Origin of the sequence: Glutamicibacter sp. MNS18 (genome assembly GCF_026107515.2) — a bacterium.
Classification (GTDB): domain Bacteria; phylum Actinomycetota; class Actinomycetes; order Actinomycetales; family Micrococcaceae; genus Glutamicibacter.
In genome coordinates this window covers 414853-430682 of record NZ_JAPCHW010000005.1, presented here as the reverse complement: position 1 = coordinate 430682, position 15830 = coordinate 414853, and the positions used below count along the sequence as shown (strand labels likewise).

The following is a 15830-nucleotide window of genomic DNA, read 5'->3' as shown; positions in this document are numbered from 1 at the left end:
GACCCCTGCGCCTGCATCACCGCCTGCGCCGTATGGTTCTCCGACGCGATCATTTCCAGACCACGCTGCTGACGGGCCAACTCAGCATCAATACGCTGCGCGACCTCCGGATCAAGGGAGCCAAGATCCTGGGTTAGGGATTCTGCAACCAGAGTTTGTGACTGAAGCATCATTCTCTTTCCTAAGTGTACGAATTGCCGACAACTGATATATCAATGCCTGTGTCTTAGCGTATGATCTAACTCACAGGCAGTCAATGGGGTGACGGAATATTTCTGAACGAGTTGGCTTCAGGGCAGAATTGGGTACGAAGGGAGCACCTAGACGATGACAAGCACCACCGAAACCATCAGCACAGAATCCATGGCGGATCGCTCCTATCGCATCCTGCGTGACCGGCTGATCATGATGGACATCGGCCCGGGCGATCCGATCAACGAGGCGGCCCTGGCTGCCGATCTGGATATGGGACGTACGCCGATCCGCGAGGCGCTCAAACGCCTGGAGGTCGATCATCTGGTGGTCTCCTATCCGCGTCGCGGCACCTTTGCCACCGGGGTGGACATCACCGAGCTGGCTGCCATCTCCGAAATGCGCCAGGTACTCGAACCGCTGGCGGCGCAACGCGCCGCGGAAAACCGTGGCGGTGCCCTGCGCGGGGATCTCGCCCAGACGATGCAGGCGATCCGCACCCTCGACCCCCTGCGCGACCGGCGCCAGCTCATGGAATACGACCTGGAAGTCCACCGGCTGATCTACAAGGCCGCGCAGAACCATCATCTGGAAGAGACGCTGGTGCGCCTGGACAACCTGGCCACCCGGATCTGGTGCCTGGTCCTGGACCGGCTGCCGGATATCCACGGCCACATCTCCGAGCACGCCACGCTGATCGACCTGATACTTGAGGGGCAGAGCGAACAGGCGGCCCAGGTGGCCGCGGACCACGTGGTCAGTTTCGAGCAGACGGTGCGCGCCGCCCTGTAATCGTTGCACCCCTGCCAAGCCGGGCCACCCCGGGGCGGATGGTCACCTACCGGGTCCGCACGCCAAATGCTGACGCGTAGCATCAGGCAGGGCTGCCCTCAGATGCCCACTGAAGGGCCACGGGCATCGTCATTATCAAGACACGCACGTACACACTAATGACGGCATGCACGCCACCTGGGCTACCCTCGACCATTGGACCGGGCGCTGTCAGGCATCCGGCTCCGGCAGCCAGGAAGCATCTATAAGGGACGGGTTATGACCGAGTCACCTCAAGACCACCTCGGATACCAAGCGGCACTCGATGCGGCCCGCAGCGGAGCGGCCGCCGGTGGCATCCCCATTGGATCGAGCCTCGCCGACGCCACCGGTGTCATCGCCTCTGGCCACAACCGCCGACTCCAGGACTCAGACCCGACCGCCCACGCCGAAATCGATGCATTGCGTGCCGCAGGTCGGCGCAGGGACTACCGCTCGATGACGCTATACACCACCTTGGCTCCCTGCGCACTATGCGCCGGTGCCATCGTGCAGTTCAAGATTCCTCGCGTGGTGGTCGGTGAACACCGCAATTTTTCCGGTGAACTGGAGTGGCTGCGTGAACGCGGTGTTGAAGTCGTCATCCTTGACGACGGACAGGCCGAGCAGATGATGCGCGAATTCATCCTGAACCGACCCGAGTTGTGGAACGAGGACATCGCCCAGCAGACCGAGGGCGCTCACCCCTGAACGGCCGACAACAATTCCAAGATCGGAAGGCAACGCGGGCACCGGCCACCAAGACCCCTCGGTGACGTCGTGTCCCGGTTTTTCGTCGCCATGCCATAACTAGCCCCAGAATGCGGCAAATCGGGGATTCCGGACGATCAGGCACGCCGCGAAGGCATCTCGTCGGGAAAACGGAAATTTGGACCCCCAACTATCCTTGACTGTGACTTCCGCCACTGGGATGATTCAATGCAACAGTGTTGCACCTTGCGCAACCTCATGATTTTTTACTCAACTGCCTCCGTTGATGATTCCAGTCAGCAGTCCAGTGCCAGCTCCAAGGAGATGACGATGTCCGCAGTATTCCTCGAAGACCTCGACGCCGAAACCTACGCCGCCCACGTAGCCAGGGACGGATCGACGGTCATTATTCCCACCGGTGCCACCGAACAGCACGGTCCACACATGCCATTGGGGGTTGACGCCATGCTCTCCCGGGCCATCGCCGGAGCCGTTGCCGAGAGGATCGGCGCCCTGGTCGCCCCGGTCTTCTCCTATGGTTACAAGTCCCAGCCGCGTTCCGGAGGAGGGAACCACCGCATCGGAACCACCAGCCTGGGCGCCGCGGCGTTAACCGGTCTGGTGGAAGACGTGGTGTCCTCCTTCTTCTCCCAGGGCTTCAAGAACGTCGTGGTGCTCAACGGGCACTTCGAGAACTACCAGTTCATCTACGAAGGCCTGGACAACGCGGTCGCAGGTTCGCGGGCGACAGGCCTGGAACCCCGTGCAGTCCTGCTGTCCTACTGGGATTTTGTTGACGAGCACACCCTGGAAAAAGTCTTCCCCGACGGGTTCCTGGGCTGGGACATCGAACACGGTGGCGTACTGGAGACCTCGCTGATGCTGCTCTTGCACCCGGAAAAGGTCGATATGTCACGGGTCATCGACCACCCACCGGCCAAGCTCACCAAATACGACATCTTCCCCGAGGACCCGGCCAGGACTCCGGCCAGCGGTTGCCTCTCCAGCGCCAAGGGTGCCTCGGCCGAAAGCGGGCAACTGCTGATGGAGGCGGTCACTACCGCGGTCGCCTCTTCGTTGCGCAATGAACTGCATGTCGCAAATCTGTCACTGGAGGTGAACTAACGTGTCCATCAAGGAAACCCAACACCAGGATGCCGAAGCAACGACCCCGAAGACCATGACCAAATCGCCGAAGACCAATGAAGTGGAACTGCCACGGTTCATGGGCAGGCTCATCCCTCCACTGGATCGTGTACTGATCCGCACTATCCCACCGGTGCTGATCATCGCGGTGATCATCTGGGTGCTGACCAATCCCGAGGGCGCCTCCGCCGTCATCTCGGAATTACGCACCTTTGTCACCGGCAAGTTCACGTGGCTGTTCATCCTCTATTCGGTCTTCACCGTGGTCGTGTGCATCTGGTTGGCGACGAGCCGGGTGGGCAAAGTCCGCCTCGGCGGACCGAAGGCCAAACCGCAGCACAGCAAGTTCGCCTGGTACTCGATGCTGTTCGCCTGCGGGCAGGGCATCGGCCTGATCTTCTGGTCGGTCGCCGAACCGATCATGCTGCGCGATGAGAACCCGGTTATCCCGGTCGGCCCCAACGGCGCGTCCGAGGGCGGCATCGTGTGGACCTACTTCCATTGGGGCCTGACGGCCTGGGCGATGTACTGTGCGGTTGCCGTCTGCCTGGCCTATTCGCACCATAACCTGGGCAAGACGCTGACCTTCCGTGAAGCCACGGTGGATATCCTGCCCCGCTGGAGCCAACGCGGTGCCGGGGTGATCGTGGAGCTGCTGGCGATCATCGCCACGGTCCTGGGCCTGGCCACCTCCTTCGGGTTCGCGGCCTTGCAGTTCAGCTCGGGTATCCGTTCCTTCACCGGCCTCGAATCGAATTCCACGATGTGGTTGATGGTGATCGCGATCTTCGCCGGGATCACTTGCATCTCCGCCATCGTCGGCATCAACAAGGGCATGGCGCGGCTCAGTAGCGTGAACTCGATCCTGAGTATCGTATTGGTGGCCGCGGCCTTCATTTTCGGCCCCACGCTGTACATTGTCTCGAACCTGTCCCAGACATTCGGCAGCTTCATGGCCAATTTCGTGAACATGAGCCTGTGGACCGACTCCGGCCTGACTGCCGCACCGCTCGAAAGCTGGCAGGACAGCTGGAACGGCTGGTGGACGGTGTTCATCTGGTGCTGGGTCATCGCCTTCTCGCCCTTCGTCGCCGGATTCATCGCCCGCATTTCGCGCGGCCGGACCATCCGTGAGTTCGTCATCGGCGTGACCATCATCCCGACCCTGATCGTCATGATCTGGGTGGGCGTCATCGGCTCGGCCGCCATCTACTATGATGACCAAGCCGAACGGGCCATCAGCGATGCGGTGGCTGCCGATACCTCGGCGGGCCTGTTCGCCATGCTGGAATACGTCCCGACGGTGGGCACAATCCTGCTGGTGTTGTCCACGATCCTAGTAGCCACCTACTACGTCACGTCGCTGGATTCGGGGATCTACGCCCTGAGCGAGTTCGTCTCGGCTCCGAACAAGTCCGGCCCGGTCTTCCGGGTAGTGCTGGTCTTGAGCATCGCGACCGTCGCCACGGTGCTGCTGACCCTGGGCGGCACCGCGGTGGTGGACACTGTCCAGACCGGAACCATCATCGGCGCCTTCCCGTTCTCCTTCGTGATCATCCTGATGATCGTGAACCTGATCAGGCGCCTGCTCAAGCGGGACAAGGCCATCAAGCAACTGGAGAAGGACATCAACAACCCCGATCCGTCCTTCGTATTCGTCCCCGAACCGGACGGTTCCAATGCGATCGCCAACCGTGAACCACGGAAGGACTCTTCGAACTAGCCTCCGCGCCATCACCCCTGGGCCGCCGTCGGGATCTGCTACCCCGCGGCGGCCCAGGGGTTTTGCATGCCCGCGCGTGGTCAACGGGTCGGCATGAGCGGCGTTTTTCAGCCCCTGAGAATCTCCGATCAAGATTTCGCTTGACAGTGACGCGAACCACAAATACGCTGAGTGCAACGGGGTTGCAAACAATGCAACAGCCTCGATTACTTCTTTTTGATCCACTTACATAGTTCCCAAGGAGTTCACCATGACCACTGCTTCGAACACCGCTACCAACGTCTCCGAGCTGGAGCGCCTGAAGACCCTGCACAACGGCTCCAAGCAGCAGCTGACCTTCTCCGATGCCGAGTTCGAGCGCCGCCTGTCGGGCCTGCGCCAGATCATGGCCGCCAAGAACCTGGACGCGGCGATCCTGACCAGCTACCACGGCATCAAGTACTATTCCGACTTCCTGTACACCACCTTCGGCCGCAACTACGCGCTGGTGGTCACCGCGAACAACACCACCACCATCACCGCGAATATCGATGCCGGCATGCCATGGCGCACCAGCTACGGCGACAACATCGTCTACACCGACTGGAAACGCGACAACTTCTTCTTCGGCCTGCAGGAGGCCCTGCGCCGCGACGGAGTGAAGGCCACCCGCATCGGCGTGGAGGACGACTTCCTGCCGGGCCTGACCCGCCAGCAGATCGCCGACACCTTCCAGGGAGCCACCCTGGTGGACGTCTCGCAGGATGCCATGCGCCAGCGGATGATCAAGTCCGCCGAGGAAATCGAGGTCATCAAGCACGGTGCCCGCATCGGCGATCTGGGCGGCGAGGCCATCAAGGCCGCGATCCGCGAAGGTATCACCGAGTACGAGGTCGCACTGATCGGCACCGAGGCCATGGTGCACGAAATCGCAAGGACCTTCCCGCACCGCGAGGTCCGCGACACCTGGGTCTGGTTCCAGTCCGGTATCAATACCGACGGTGCCCACAACTGGGCCACCACCCGCAAGCTGCAGCGCGGGGATATCCTGTCCCTGAACTGCTTCCCGATGACCTCGGGCTACTACACCGCGCTGGAGCGCACCTTGTTCCTCGGCGAGCCGGATGCACGCAGCCTGGAACTGTGGAATGTCAACGTCGAGGTCCACAAGCGCGGCCTGGAACTGATCAAGCCCGGTGCGGTCTGCAAGGACATCGCCGCCGAACTGAACGAGATCTACATTTCCCACGGCCTGTTGCCCAACCGCACCTTCGGCTACGGGCACTCCTTCGGCGTCCTGTCGCACTACTACGGCCGGGAGGCCGGCCTGGAGCTGCGCGAGGACATCGATACCGTCTTGGAGCCGGGCATGGTCGTTTCGATGGAGCCGATGATCACCGTCATGGACGGCGAGCCGGGCGCCGGCGGCTACCGCGAGCACGACATCCTCGTGGTCGGCGAAGACGGGGCCGAGAACATCACCAAGTTCGGCTTCGGACCGGAAAACAACATCATCGACGCATAGTCGAAGACCTCCGCGCGATAGGCGAGGGAGGCAGGGCCGTGGCCCTGCCTCCCTCGCCTGCGTTGTGCCCGCCGGGCGGAAACCCGCAGCGGCAGCCAAGGGACGTACCGGGCCGAAAACAACTTCCGACGACCCCTTGACCGTGAGCCACGACACACATACGGTTAAGCAACAGTGTTGCAATGAAAGCAACTTCCCTTCTTTTCCTGGTGGTGGATAGTGACCCAGAACGACCAGTTCCCAGCCCACGAGCCGGCGGCTGTCCGGACCCAACCGGACACGGCCCGCACGAAGATTACCGTCGATAGCGCGACCCGGCGCAAGGTGGTGACCGCCAGCTTCATCGGCAACTTCGTGGAATGGTTCGACTATGCAGCCTACGGCTATCTGGCCGTGACGATCTCCGCGGTGTTCTTCCCCACCGAGGACCGGCAACTGGCGTTGCTGATGACCTTCGGCGTGTTCGCGCTGTCCTTCCTGGTACGCCCGGTGGGCGGTTTCATCTGGGGTCACCTGGGTGACCGGATCGGGCGAAAGGAAGCCTTGTCCTGGTCGATCCTGCTGATGACCGGTGCCACCTTCTGCATCGCGCTGCTGCCCGGCTACGCCGCCATCGGCGTCGGTGCCCCGCTGTTGCTGCTGGCCCTGCGCCTGGTCCAGGGTTTCTCGGCGGCCGGCGAATACGCCGGCGCAGCCTCCTTCCTGGTCGAATACGCCCCGGCCAACCGCCGCGGACTGTACGCCGCCGTGGTGCCGGCCAGCACGGCCACCGGCCTGCTGCTCGGCTCGCTGATGGCCGCAGTGCTCACCGGGATGCTGGACCCCGCACAGATGGAATCCTGGGGCTGGCGCATCCCGTTCCTGTTGGCTGCCCCCATGGGCCTGATCGGGCGCTACATCCGCACCAAACTGGAGGACTCCCCGGTCTACCGGCAGGCCCAGGAGGAATCCGCCCCTGAGGCGGCCCCGGTCAGCGCCCTGTTCCGGAATCACTGGCGGCAGCTGCTGCTGGCCACCGGTGCGGTGCTGCTCAACGCCGTGGGGTTCTACGTGATCCTTTCCTACATGCCGACCTACCTGTCGGAGGAACTCGGTCTGCCTGCTAGCAGCTCCTACCTGGCCACCACGGTGGCGCTGGCTACCTACATCGGGTTCATCTTCCTCACCGGGATGCTCTCGGACAGGTTCGGGCGCAAGCGGGTGCTGATGAGCGCCTCGGTGCTGTTCGTGCTGTTCACCGTCCCGGCCTTCATGCTGCTGGACACCGGCAACTTCCTGGTGATCGTGCTGGTGCAGATCCTGCTGGGTGCGATGCTGACCCTGAATGACGGGACACTGCCCAGCTACCTGGCCGAAATGTTCCCCACCCGGGTCCGCTACTCGGGCTTCGCAGTGTCCTTCAACCTGTCCAATGCATTGTTCGGGGGAACTGCACCGTTCGTCGCAACCCTGCTGATCGCCACCTCCGGCAACCTCTTGGCCCCGGGGTGGTACCTGATGGGCGCGGCCGTGATCTCGCTGGTCGCGGTGGCCTGTTCGGTGGAGACCAGCCGCAAGCCACTGGCCTAACCAGCCAACGCAATCAGGCGTACCGGGCCCGCTGCGGATAGGATGTGAGCCAATGGTCAAGACAAGCCGGGAGTAAAGATGACTGCAGTGGAAAGCCAATCACGCAACGGCGGCCGTTCCGAATCCGGCGGCGAGGGGCGCGGCAATTCGGTGATCGTCAACGTGATCGACGTGTTGCGGTGCTTCACCGGGGAGAGCCCGCTGGCCGGAGTTACCGAAATCGCCGAACAGGTCGGGCTGCACAAGTCCAGCGTCTCGCGGATCCTGGCCACCCTGGAGCAGGAGCGGATCGTCGAACGTGACGAGCGGTCGCGCAAATACCGTTTGGGGATGGGGTTGATCGCGATCGCCGGGCCGCTGCTGGCGAACCTGGATGTGCGTGAGATCGCCTACCCGTTCCTCACCGAATTGTCCGAGACCAGCGGGGAAACCGCGGTATTGAACATCTGGGACGGGGTGGAGTCGGTCTCGGTGGAACAGATTCCCTCCCCGCACCCGGTCAAGCACACCTCGGCCATGGGCAGCCGTTACCGCACGGGCCTGAGCGCCACCGTGCAGTTGTTCCTGTCCCACGAACCCGAAACCCAGGTGCGCTCCCTGCTGGATTCCGGACGGATCGAGATGCCCGATACGGTGGACACCGCCGCCTACCTGGAACGCCTGGCGCTGATCCGCGAACGCGGTTATGCGGTGAACTACGGGGAAGTCGGCCCGGATGAGGTGGGGGTGGCAGCCCCGGTGTTCGACCACCGCGGCGACATCATCGCCTGTGTGATGATCGCTGCCCCGTTCTACCGGATCACCCCGCAGGTGCTGGAACAGCTCAGCGCCCACTGCGTGCGTACCGCCGGACGGATCAGCGTGCGGCTGGGCTACCAGCCCGCGGACCGCTAAACACAACAAAAGGCAAGGGACACATGTTCGAGGCTCGCGATGCCCACTCCTTCGGCTACCGGCTGCACGAAGGCAGTGAGATGCGGATGAACCACCATTTCGCCGGGGCCACCGGCATGCCGGTGGCCATCCAGACCTGGGTGCTCCCTCCCGGCGGCTTCGAAGGTGCCCACCGGCACGAGGGCCAGGCGCCGCTGCAGGAGTTCTACCAGGTGATCAGCGGTCGCGCCCGGATGCGCGTCGGAGGCCGGGAGCACATCCTGGAGCCCGGCGATAGCGTGCTGGCCGCGGCCGGTGTCGACCACGACCTGCACAACATCGGTGACGGCGAGCTGCGCGTACTGACGGTCTGGGGTCCGCCCGGAGACTTCGATATGTCCGGTTTCGGCTCCCACCGGCTGGCCCGCCAGCATCATGCGGCATCATCCACCGATTCCCGAATCCCCTAGTCCGTGGTGGCCGGCATTCGCCGTTCGACCTGTGCCCCCAGCTTCCGGGTCGCCCGCCGCCGGCCGATGGACCGGGCCAACCGGGTGGCGAGGAATACGGCGGTGAACAACACCCCGTAGAACACCGCCATCCCCGCGCTGGTTGCCGCATCCAGCGCATAGGACAACCAGAAACCGCCGACGGAACCGGCAATGGCCACCGCTACGGTGCCGCCGATCATCACATCCAGCCTCCGGCTGAACAGGTACGCGGTGGCCGGGGGAACCACCACCAGCGCGATCACCAGGATGGCACCGGCCGCATTGAAGGTTGCCGTCACGGTCAGGGACACCAGGAACATGAATGCGGTATTGAGCAACCCGGTGCGCAGGCCCACACTGCTGGCGAAGGCGGCATCGAAGGTGCTGAGTTTCAACCGGTTGTGGAAGAGCACCAGGAACACGATGTTGAAGGCCAACATGGCCAGCATCATATAGAGGTAGGCCGGCCCGACTTCCGTTCCCGCCACCTGCAGCTGCCGGAACGCGGCGAGGTTCAGGTCCCCGACCAGCACGGCATGGGTATCCAAATGGACATTGGCGAAGTTCAGCGACACCATGATCACCCCGATGCTGAAAAGCGCCGGGAAAACCAGACCCTGCGGCGCGTCCCCGGCCACCAGGCCCGTGCGGACCAGCAACTCGCTGCCGAGCACCACCACCAGCCCGGACAGCACCGCGCCGAGGATCAACAGCGGCGAGTCGAGATTATGGGTGAAGAAGTACCCGACCACGATTCCCGGCAGCACCGCATGGCTGATCGCATCCACCAGCATCGAGTTGCGCCGCAGGACCACATAAACCCCGGGCAGCGAGCAAGCCAGGGCACTGACCACCGCCAGCAGCATTGTTCCGAGCGTGAGGTTCATGAGGCCCGGCCTTCCACCGCGACCGTGTCCAGTTCACGCATCAGCAACCGACGTGCCCTGGCATGTTTCACCGCACGGAGCACCACACTGCGACCCGGAGCGGCCAGCAGTGAGAGAACGAAGATCGCAAACAACGTCAGCACGATCAGCGGCCCGGTCGGTACGGGGACGAAGGCGATGGACAGGTAGGCACCCAGGCAACTACCCACGGCACCGATCACCGCGGATAGTGCGACCATGGCCGGCATCGAGCGGGTCCATTGCCGCGCGGCGGCAGGTGGGGTGATGAGGAAGGCGACCATGAGCACCAGGCCAACGGCCTTGACACCAATCACCGTGGCAATCACGATGACGGTGAACAGGAGCGTGTCAACAGTTGCTGCCCGGTACCCGAGCACCGTGGCATAGTGCGCGTCGAAGGTGCGCAAGACGAACTCCTTGAAGAACAGCAGCATGATTGCCAATGCCGCCCCGCCCACCAGCGCGCTGGTGACCACGTCGGCGCGGGTCATCACCGACGCGTTGCCGAACAGGTAGTCCTGGATTCCGCCCTTGCCCGGAAACGGGCCGTTGGCGATGATGCGCATCAGCAGCATCCCGGCGCCGAAGAAGACGGTCAGGGCGATGGCCATGGCCGTGTCGATCCGGATCTTTGATCCCCTGCTGATCTGGTTGGCATAGCCGACGGCCAGGGTGCCGATGAGTACCGCGCCGATGATCAGGCCAAGCATATTTCGCCCATCACCCTGCCACACTGTCGCTGCGGCCAGGAAGGCCAACAAGGTTCCGGGCAGGGCCGCGTGTGAGATCACGTCGCTGATCAACGACTGCTTGCGCAGGTAGGCGAAGGAACCGAGCGCACCGGAAACCAGTCCGATGATGCTCACGCCGATGAAGACGGTCCGGTAGGTGTGATCGGCCAGGAACTCCAACGGGCTCATGGCGCGAACTCCAGGAATTCCATCTCGCTTGAGGCCACCTCGTAGGCGGTGCGGATATTCGGCCGGGTAAACACCCGGGCAACCGGCCCGCTGGCCACCACGCTGCGGTTCAGCAGGGTCACCTGGTCGCAATAATCCGCTACCGTGGCCAGGTCATGATGCACGATCACCACGGTCCTCCCGGTCTGGCGCAGCCGATGCAGGACCTGCACGATGGCCTGCTGGCTTTTGGCATCGATTCCCTGGAACGGCTCGTCCATGAAATACAGCTCAGGGGCCTGGACCAGCGCCCTGGCCAGGAAAACCCGCTGGCGTTGCCCTCCGGATAACTCGCCGATCTGCCGGGCTGCCAGCTGCGCCATACCCACCTGCTCCAGCGCTTGCACCGCTTGGTCCCGCTGTCCGGCACCCGGTCGCCGCAACCAGCCCAGACTGGCATAGGTCCCCATGGTCACCACGTCCAGGACAGTGGTCGGGAAATCCCAGTCCACCGTCGTGGATTGCGGCATATATCCCACACGTTTGCGCGCCTTGGCGAACGGCAGCCCGAAGAACTCGCTGTGTCCGGTCAACGGGGTGACCAGGCCGAGCATGGCCTTGATCAAGGTCGACTTCCCCGCGCCGTTGGGTCCCACGATCCCCATGACCACTCCGGCGGGAACCTCGAGATCCACGGCTCGCAGTACCGGGTCGCCGCCGTAGGCCACAGAGAGGTTTCTGGCCCGGCACGCGATCTGTTGCCGGGGTTCCGTCCCGTTCACTGTTGTCCCACCTCGAAGGACTCGGCCACAACCTGCGCATTGTGTTCGAAGACCCCCAGGTAGGTGTCCACGCCGGGTTCCGCGCCCAATGAATCCGCGTACAGTTCCTCGGTGGATACCCGGACGTCCCAACCACGCGCATCCACGGCTTCTCGCAGGCTGGTGACGGCCTGCGGGTTGGCCTGGTTGTCCTGGAAGATGACCGGGACCCGGTTTTGCACGATCAGGTCGGCGAGTTCCGATAACTGCACGGGGCTCAAGGCGGCTTCGGTCGATACGAAGTCCGTGGCATGCACCTCGAAACCGAAGGTCTGCCCGAAATAGTTGAACGCATCGTGTCCGGTGACCAGGATGCGCGGCTGAGGCACATCAGACAGCAGATCCGCGGCGTTCTGTGCCGCCTGCTCGATCCTTTCCAGGTACTGAGCCGAATTCTCCTGGTATTGCTGCGCGGCGGCGGGGTTGGCCTGGCCGAGCTTGTCGGCGACGTGTTGCACCACCAGTTTCCACGCCTCGGGGCTGTTCCAGATATGCGGATCATGCAAGGCATTGCCTTCGTGATCGGTTTCGGGCCACGACAACAGCAGGTGTTCTGGCACCAGTTCCCCGACAGCCAATTGGCGTTCACCGAGGCTCTGCAGCTGGTCGATCATCTGGGCCTCGAGATATAGCCCGTTCCACAACACGACGTCGGCATCGCGCATTTTCTCGATGTCCCGGGTCGAGGGCTGGTAGGTATGCGGGTCACCGCCGGGGCCGACCATGGTGGTCACTTGCGCCTCCGGGGCGATATTCGCAACGGCGTCGGCCAGGTACCCGGTGGTTGCGTAGACGGCCACGGGTTGTCCCGCTTCGGGGTTGGCTGCGTCAGCGGTGCATCCGGTCACCGCCAGCAGGCCGAGGACGGCGGCCATCCCCACCAGTTTCCTACCGATTTTCTGGTACATGGTTTGTGCTCCTGTATTAGTTCGAGTTCCCCGGATCCGGGCAACCGCCCCGCTGGGGAGCGGTTACCGGCCGGACGGCTGCGACGCTGCCCGGCATGGTTCCCTACGGCAACCATAGACTATGTTTGACCCATCAAACTTTCAAGTTTGGCCATACATGGACTTATTCTTTGGTGGGTGATATGAATGGCTTCTGTCTCCCGGGAACTGGAGTTTCGGCATCGGTCGGACACGGGCGACGCCACAGTGAAAGGTCAAAGATGCAAGTGCCGCAGCTACCCGGTGCACCGGCAAGTCCCCACGCGCCGGTACTGGTTACCGCCAGCCCGCTGGTCGATTTCTCCAGCACCTCGGAGAACACCAAACGATTTGTCGACAGGTTGGGGTTGCCCGCCGAACGCATCCCATTGCGACCACGCCAGCAACCCATGATCCAGGCATCCCGGCCATACGTCCTGGTGGTACCGACCTATGGGGGCGGAGCACGGCACGGGGCCGTACCCAAACAGGTGATCCGCTTCCTGAACGACCCGGTCAATCGCTCCCTGATTCGCGGAGTCATCACCGCCGGCAACACCAACTTCGGTGAACACTACTGCCTGGCCGGCCCGGTCATCGCCGCCAAATGCCGGATACCGGAGCTCTACCGCTTCGAATTGCTGGGCACCGCGCGCGATATCCAGCGTGTTGGGCAGGGACTGGAACTATTTTGGGCCGAAATGTCCCCCGGACCATGAGTACGGCACCGTTTTCCGCCAACAGTCAGCAGAACGAAAAGGAAACCATGACAATCACCCCACGCATTGCCCTGGCAAGCCGCTCGGTCACTCCTCCGCAGTATCGGCACGATCCCTTGGCCAGATTGCGCCCCATCAACTAGAACCGGTTGGCCGATGAGAAGGACCTCGAGGTCTGGCACCGGCTCACCGCCAATTTCTGGTTGCCCGAGAAGGTGCCATTATCCAATGACCTGCCGGCTTGGAAAACCCTCAGCGACGTGCAACGGGAACAGACCATGAGGGTTTTCACCGGGCTGACGATGCTTGACACTGTGCAGGCGACAGTGGGGGAAATCTGCCAGATCCAGGACGGCCTGACAGATCATGAACAGGCGGTCTACACCAATATCGCCTTCATGCAATCGGTGCATGCGCGTTCGTATTCCAGCGTCTTTTCCACCCTGTCCTCGACGCCGCAGATCGATGCCGCCTACCAGTGGACCGTGGACAACGACCTGCTGCAGCAACGCTGCAAGATCGTGCTGGGGTACTACTACGGCGGCGATCCGCTCAAGCGCAAGGTCGCCTCGACCTTGCTCTCCTCGTTGCTGCTGTACGCGGGCTTCTACCTTCCCCTGCACTATTCGGTGCATGCCACCTTGACCAATACCGCGGACATGATCCGTCTGATCCTGCGGGACAAGGCCATCCATGGTTACTACTCGGGCTACAAATACCAGCGCAGCCTCCAGCAACAGGGCCCGGAACGGCAACAGCAGATGGCGACGTTCACCGACCGGCTGCTGCGGGAACTCTACGAGCTGGAACTGGAGTACTCCGCCGAGCTCTACGAGCCACTGGGGCTAATGGACGATGTTGCCGGGTTCGTCCGGTACAACGCCAACAAGGCGATGATGAACCTGGGTTATCCGGCGCCTTTCGATTCGGCCCAGGTCGAGGTGAATCCGGCGATCCTAGCGGCCCTGTCACCGGGTTCCGAGGAGACCAACGACGAGGACTGGGCGTTCTAGTCACCGGCAGCGCCCACTGGTGACGGGCACCCTGGGGGCAGGGCGTGGATCGATAGTTCTCGCCATGGCGTTGAATCGGTCCACGCATCCTGCTATGCCAGCTGGGCGATGATGACCCGATTGCGCCGGGTAATCAGCTGCCGCATGTAGCGTTCGAGGAATAACTTCTCAGCCAGGCGGCCCAAGGGCCCGTAGGGCGCCGTAAAGGAAACGATATCGCGCATCAGGGTGCGCCGGCCGTGCACCTCAAAGAGATGCTCATGGTGGAAGGAGCGGAACGGCCCGGAAACCTGCTGGTCAATGAAACGGGTGGGCCGATCCAGCTGGCTGATGGCGCTGGTCATCCGCCAGGGGATGCCGAAGTGCCAAGCCCGCCAGGTTACTTGCTCGCCATCCTCGAACAGGCCCGTGGTCCGTCCCCGGAGCACCACCTCGCGCGCCCCCGCCATGGAACGCAGGTGCAGATCCACGCTCAAGGACAGGTCGAACACCTGCTCCGTAGAGGCCTCCACGAGGCTTTCAAGTTCGAAACGGATCATCTGCCCGTCCTCGCCACATTGTCAAGGGCACCGGCCAGCTCAGGGTAACGGAAGCGGTAGCCGGCGTGTTGCAGGATCCCGGGGACCACCCACCGGCTTTTGAGTAGCATCTCGGGTTCCACCCGGAGCAGGAACATGGCCGGTTCGAGCATCCACCGGTAGGCGGGCAGGCCAAAGGACCGGCCCACGGCCTGTCTCAGTTGTGCCATGAGTTCACGATTGGCCACCGGCTGGGGAGCGCAGATATTGACCGGTCCCGAGATGTCCGGGTGCTGGTCAATGAAACGGATCGCCCCGAGCACATCATCCAGATGCACCCAGCTGAAGCGTTGCCCACCCCGGGTACGGTACCAGCTTGATCTTTCCGGCCCGCTCGGATCAGGCCCGATCCCCCGGTATCTTCGATGCGCAGGCCACCATCCATCGAATTGCGCTCCGCCCAGACCATACCGGGCCAGGGCGAGCAGCTTGTTGGTGGCCGGCCCATCACCCAGGACGATCGCCATGCGTAGCGCCACCCTACGTGTTCCGGGCAATTCGCCCCGGAAGAACTCGCGCTCCCAATTGCGGGCCACATCCACCGAGAACCCGTGACCGATCTCGCCGGTGGACTCGTCCTGGGCGTGGTCGGTGGCGTGCCGGTAGATCGTGGCGGTAGAGGAATTCAGCCACAGCCGGGGTGGATGCACCGCCCCGGAGACCGCCTGATGCAGTGCCCGGGTGGTCTGAACCCGGGAGCGCAGGATCTCTTCGCGGGCGGTCTCATGGTAACGGCAACCCACATTCTTGCCTGCCAGGTTCACCAGCAGGTCCGCCCCGTCAACCACCTGCCGGATCGCTGCCGGATCCTGCCAGCTGGCTTCCGCCTCGCGTCCGATGATCCGTACCCGGTATCCACGTCGCTCAAGGTCGCTACGAAGCGCCTGCCCAATGAACCCCGAGGCCCCGGCAAGCACTGCCCGCTTGTTTTCAGTTCCCATCCTTGA

Annotated in this window: 16 protein-coding genes and 1 pseudogene; 10 read left to right on the top strand and 7 right to left on the bottom strand. The window is 63.0% G+C overall.

From position 1 onward, the window contains the following. Positions 1-173: pseudogene (locus OK351_RS09820) on the bottom strand (serine hydroxymethyltransferase); the annotation flags it as partial. A gap of 154 nt (positions 174-327) precedes the next feature. Between OK351_RS09820 and OK351_RS09815 the strand changes: the two are divergent. The 8 genes from OK351_RS09815 to OK351_RS09780 all read left to right on the top strand — a co-directional run bounded on the left by OK351_RS09815 (position 328) and on the right by OK351_RS09780 (position 8998). Beyond that, positions 328-984: a GntR family transcriptional regulator gene (locus OK351_RS09815; RefSeq protein WP_265158375.1), complete on the top strand. Its 657-nt coding sequence runs from the start codon at positions 328-330 to the stop codon at positions 982-984. Positions 985-1242: 258 nt separating this feature from the next. Beyond that, positions 1243-1713 carry a nucleoside deaminase gene (locus tag OK351_RS09810; protein ID WP_265158374.1) on the top strand — a complete coding sequence of 157 codons (471 nt, stop codon included), beginning with the start codon at positions 1243-1245 and terminating at the stop codon, positions 1711-1713. A 330-nt stretch (positions 1714-2043) separates the two neighbouring features. Then, positions 2044-2838 (top strand): creatininase, encoded by a 795-nt coding sequence (locus tag OK351_RS09805; RefSeq protein WP_265158373.1) that lies wholly within the window; start codon positions 2044-2046, stop codon positions 2836-2838. A gap of 1 nt (position 2839) precedes the next feature. Further along, positions 2840-4582, top strand: coding sequence for a BCCT family transporter (locus OK351_RS09800; RefSeq protein WP_306349479.1), 1743 nt, complete (start codon positions 2840-2842; stop codon positions 4580-4582). A 250-nt stretch (positions 4583-4832) separates the two neighbouring features. Beyond that, positions 4833-6086, top strand: a complete 1254-nt coding sequence (locus OK351_RS09795) for a M24 family metallopeptidase (RefSeq protein WP_265158372.1) — start codon at positions 4833-4835, stop codon at positions 6084-6086. Between the two features lie 294 nt (positions 6087-6380). Then, positions 6381-7655 (top strand): MFS transporter, encoded by a 1275-nt coding sequence (locus OK351_RS09790; protein WP_265158387.1) that lies wholly within the window; start codon positions 6381-6383, stop codon positions 7653-7655. 78 nt (positions 7656-7733) lie between these two features. Next, entirely contained in the window at positions 7734-8549 is an 816-nt protein-coding gene (locus tag OK351_RS09785; protein WP_265158371.1) for an IclR family transcriptional regulator, read from the top strand. 23 nt (positions 8550-8572) lie between these two features. Then, positions 8573-8998 (top strand): cupin domain-containing protein, encoded by a 426-nt coding sequence (locus tag OK351_RS09780; protein ID WP_265158370.1) that lies wholly within the window; start codon positions 8573-8575, stop codon positions 8996-8998. Here the strand turns inward: OK351_RS09780 and OK351_RS09775 are convergent. The 4 genes from OK351_RS09775 to OK351_RS09760 are packed head-to-tail and all read right to left on the bottom strand — an operon-like array spanning position 8995 to position 12555. Next, positions 8995-9906 carry a metal ABC transporter permease gene (locus tag OK351_RS09775; protein ID WP_265158369.1) on the bottom strand — a complete coding sequence of 304 codons (912 nt, stop codon included), beginning with the start codon at positions 9904-9906 and terminating at the stop codon, positions 8995-8997. The genes OK351_RS09780 and OK351_RS09775 overlap by 4 nt on opposite strands. Continuing rightward, positions 9903-10847: a metal ABC transporter permease gene (locus OK351_RS09770; RefSeq protein WP_265158368.1), complete on the bottom strand. Its 945-nt coding sequence runs from the start codon at positions 10845-10847 to the stop codon at positions 9903-9905. Before OK351_RS09770 ends, OK351_RS09775 begins: the two co-directional genes overlap by 4 nt. Continuing rightward, positions 10844-11608: a metal ABC transporter ATP-binding protein gene (locus OK351_RS09765; RefSeq protein WP_265158367.1), complete on the bottom strand. Its 765-nt coding sequence runs from the start codon at positions 11606-11608 to the stop codon at positions 10844-10846. Before OK351_RS09765 ends, OK351_RS09770 begins: the two co-directional genes overlap by 4 nt. Further along, positions 11605-12555, bottom strand: coding sequence for a metal ABC transporter substrate-binding protein (locus OK351_RS09760; protein ID WP_265158366.1), 951 nt, complete (start codon positions 12553-12555; stop codon positions 11605-11607). The genes OK351_RS09765 and OK351_RS09760 overlap by 4 nt, the downstream gene beginning before the upstream one ends. Positions 12556-12815: 260 nt before the next feature. On the opposite strand from OK351_RS09760, the gene nrdI reads away from it, so the two are divergent. Together nrdI and nrdF are read left to right on the top strand one after the other, a co-directional pair. Next, positions 12816-13292: a class Ib ribonucleoside-diphosphate reductase assembly flavoprotein NrdI gene (gene nrdI, locus OK351_RS09755; protein ID WP_265158365.1), complete on the top strand. Its 477-nt coding sequence runs from the start codon at positions 12816-12818 to the stop codon at positions 13290-13292. 149 nt (positions 13293-13441) lie between these two features. After that, the gene (gene nrdF / locus OK351_RS09750; RefSeq protein WP_371931410.1) at positions 13442-14305 is read left to right on the top strand and encodes a class 1b ribonucleoside-diphosphate reductase subunit beta; all 864 of its coding nucleotides are present in this window, start codon (positions 13442-13444) and stop codon (positions 14303-14305) included. A 92-nt stretch (positions 14306-14397) separates the two neighbouring features. Here the strand turns inward: nrdF and OK351_RS09745 are convergent, their stop codons facing one another. Then, positions 14398-14844, bottom strand: coding sequence for an SRPBCC family protein (locus tag OK351_RS09745; RefSeq protein WP_265158364.1), 447 nt, complete (start codon positions 14842-14844; stop codon positions 14398-14400). Beyond that, positions 14841-15824: an epimerase gene (locus OK351_RS09740; RefSeq protein ID WP_265158363.1), complete on the bottom strand. Its 984-nt coding sequence runs from the start codon at positions 15822-15824 to the stop codon at positions 14841-14843. Before OK351_RS09740 ends, OK351_RS09745 begins: the two co-directional genes overlap by 4 nt. Between the last annotated feature and the right edge of the window lie 6 nt (positions 15825-15830).